This is a genomic window from Segatella salivae DSM 15606, from assembly GCF_000185845.1.
Classification (GTDB): Bacteria; Bacteroidota; Bacteroidia; order Bacteroidales; family Bacteroidaceae; genus Prevotella; species Prevotella salivae.
The window spans coordinates 920,515-923,890 of sequence record NZ_GL629647.1 but is presented as its reverse complement, the minus strand read 5'-3'; the positions used below and the strand labels follow the sequence as shown (position 1 = coordinate 923,890).

Annotated in this window: 3 protein-coding genes; all 3 read left to right on the top strand. The window is 41.3% G+C overall.

The window, feature by feature from the left end:
* The first annotated feature begins 105 nt into the window (after positions 1 to 105).
* On the top strand, positions 106 to 279 hold the full coding sequence (locus tag HMPREF9420_RS13865; protein WP_007134129.1) for a hypothetical protein: 174 nt from the start codon (positions 106 to 108) through the stop codon (positions 277 to 279).
* Positions 280 to 291: 12 nt separating this feature from the next.
* On the top strand, positions 292 to 2,034 hold the full coding sequence (locus HMPREF9420_RS03815; RefSeq protein WP_007134128.1) for a hypothetical protein: 1,743 nt from the start codon (positions 292 to 294) through the stop codon (positions 2,032 to 2,034).
* A gap of 507 nt (positions 2,035 to 2,541) precedes the next feature.
* The coding region (locus HMPREF9420_RS03810) for a DUF6261 family protein (RefSeq protein WP_007134127.1) at positions 2,542 to 3,376 on the top strand (835 nt) is incomplete at its 3' end.

Sequence of the window (3,376 nt, the reverse complement as noted above, 5' to 3'; positions counted from 1 at the left end):
AAAGTTTGTATCTACCTTAAACTTTTCTTTTTTTCTTTTTGTCCACCTTTTATGAATAAGTGGACACTCTAAGCAAGATAACTAGATGATAATTAATTAAACAAAATGGAAAAGAGTACAAAGCGGGTGTATACACCCCCAATTAGTCTGATTATTCCTGTTTGTACGGAGTATTTATTACAAAAAACATCTGTTGGTCACGCTTATTCGCAATCTTCTGAGGAAGAATGGGGAAGCGAAGAGATTATTATAGGTGGAGAATTCAATGTTGATGATTAAAAAAGAAAAGTTATGAATTATAAGGTTTATTCATGGGCAATGCTTAGCCTTTCGGCACTATTAATGTTTGGTGCTTGTGCAAACGACGACATTGCCAATTCTGAAAACGAAGTTACTTTGAATGGGCATAAACTCAACATCACGATCAATGAAGAGACTTTCGAGGCTGAAAAGCCAACTCGCGCGGCACAGGTGGTGCATCGCGACACCATTGATATGGGCGATGGTTTAATTGCCGAAGTTTCTATTGAGCCAGATAAAACCGCACCGACGCCACAACCTGCAAAAACGCGTGCAGCAATGAGCGAGGGCCATTATACTATTTATGCCGTTGATGCTGCTGGCAATCGAGTTGCCGACGAACTTTCAGGAACTGTGTCAAATGGAAAATTCATTCCTGATGCAAACGCGATGATTCGTTTAGACCCGGGTACCTATACCTTTGTTTGCCACAATGATGCATTCACAAAAACTGCCACGGGCTTAGACTTAAAGGGGGATATGTATCATGGTTTTAAGGATTGTCCTATGATGGGTACTGTAACGAAAACACTTTCAGGCGGTGTTGAGACAGTGGCATTCAATATGAAGCATTTAGCAGCACGGACTCGAGTACAAATTACAACCTATACTTCATATCCGAAGATGATAGAGGGTACAACTGCTTTTATAGGAGCAGGTAATCATGATTTTTCAACTATGCACTTCGATATGACAGGTAATTTGACAAGCAGAGATGTTGGAGTTACAGCGTATACATGGGATACTTTTGATAAATATAAGCATGTTGGAAATAAGCCTTTCTCTTCGATAGTTGAACCTTTTGAAACTATCAGTAGCCAATACACATATATAGCCTTAGCAGAAGGAGAAAATATACCAGCAAATAGCTTGTATTTTCACATTCATGGCTCTTTCTATGGGAAAACTAAACAACCATACTTTGCTATCAATACTCCATTAGAGCGCAATCACACCTATCTCGTAAAAGTGACGATGAAGACTAAGGACCCTCTATACCTTTATCAGGATGGAACAGTGGGATATTTGGGAGACAAGGAAACGCGTACGCCGATAGGTATAGTATTGACGGAAAAAACTTCTGCCACTGATAAAGGATTAGCGGTAGCGCTGAAAAATGCAGATAATAATCGTCGATTTTTTGTAGGCTATGGCTATTATTTTAATGGATTGAAAGACGATGGCACAGCGACAGATAATATGAAAGGGTATGAATATACGTGGACCACAGACTATTTGAATCCTTTGTATAGGGGTGTAGCAAAAACATGGCGAACACTTCCTCCTGCAGAGAAAGAACCTGATATATCAGGTGATGATTTTGTAGCATATCAAGCTGCTGGTAACTATACAACAGAACCAGATGTGAAAATAACGGGTACAAATATTGGAAAGTGGTTCTTGCCAAGTACTGGTCAGTGGAGGCTTCTTTTGGAAAAATTAGGTGGATTGAATGTATCTACTGTTCCAGCAACTATTTGGGCAGATGCATCGTGGCATAAACCATTTGTAACATCTACAGACCCAACTTGGAATGGTATTAAGGCGCAATCTTATTTTACGCAGGCGGGTGGTTCTTTAGATTTTGATGTTTATTGTTTGAGTGGCTCTAGTAGTGACACGAGTAGTTTCTATTTGGATTTATCTACTACAAATATCTCGTTTGGAAATAGCATTTTTGCTAATCCTGGACTTGGAACTAATGGCTTTGTTCGCCCATTCGTATATTTCTAAGCGTGATTAAATTATTCAAAAATAAATATTGAAAAAAGAGTAAATCATAAACCCTCTCTAAGAATATGCCCCCAAAGTAGTCTAAATAACAGGCTACATGGGGGCAAAAATACAAGAGAATGTGTGATTCTAATGCCAAAATGCAAAATTCTATGCCAGATACGGCGTATCTAATGCTAAAAATCAAATTTTCATGCCAGATACGATGGTTCTAACACCAAAAATCAAAATTTCATGCCAGATACGGTGGTTCTAACACCAAAATTCAAAAATTAACGCCAGATACGATGGTTCTAATGCCAAAAATCAAAAATTAACGCCAGATACGATGGTTCTAACATCAAAAATCAAAATTTCATGCCAGATACGATGGTTCTAACACTAAAAATCAAATTTTCATGCCAGAAACGATGGTTCTAACACTAAAAAACGATTTTCGGACAAAAGAATTAAAGAAAAAAGTGACCAATAGTCGCTAATATCAAATATCAATAAAAATTTATTACTATGGAAAAATTTAAAATTACAATTCCAAAAATGACCTTGGTGAAAACCAGCCTAAGCACTCATTACAGCAATTCGCATCACCTGCAATTCATGTTCAACGTGCATGCACTCGTGAAAACGGCCGACAAACTGAAGTTGCACCTCACTGACGAATTATTGAAGAGTTGGGCCGATTGCATCGACATGGAAACCGAACTCAACAAGGTTGCAAATGCCACCTTGCATGCCGAGCAGATGGCCGCGCTCGACCGCCACCGCGACACGCTGTTGACCAACCTCTTTGGCGTTATCCGCGTGCAACAGAAATCGCCTGTGCAGGCTGTGGCGGAGTCAGCGCGAAAGCTCAACAAGGCCCTTGCGGTTTATCTGGGCATTCAGAGTAAGGCTGCTGATGCCGAGACGGCCGAAGTGCGTGGATTGTTGAAAGATTTGGAGCGTTTCTCAGGCGAGATGACCGCCTTGAGTCTTGCACCCGTCATGGCAGAGCTAAAAGCCGTGAATGAGAAGTTCCAAACCATCTACAATGAGCGCCAAGTGAAGGCCGTAGACGAGAAACTGCCAGCCTTGAAAGAGGTGCGTGCGATGACCGATGCCGTCTTTGGTGTGGTTTGCCGCTATATAGAGGCCAGCTATCTGCTTGCAGCAACCGAAGACGACCGAGCACCGATTGAACGTTTGGTGGACCAAATCAATCAGGAGATAGACCATTTCAAAACGGCTCATAAACAGAGTTCGGCGCAGAAAAAGCCGTCGCCAGCTGTGAAAGAACGCGAAGAAAAGCTCAAAGCGGCCATTCCGGCCTTCGCAGAAAAGGCTGGCTATGACGAAGGCGCGC

Excerpts from the sequence above, each read along its gene's own strand:
- HMPREF9420_RS13865 (WP_007134129.1), top strand. The coding sequence starts at position 106 with ATGGAAAAGAGTACAAAGCGGGTGTATACACCCCCAATTAGTCTGATT.
- HMPREF9420_RS03815 (WP_007134128.1), top strand. The coding sequence starts at position 292 with ATGAATTATAAGGTTTATTCATGGGCAATGCTTAGCCTTTCGGCACTA.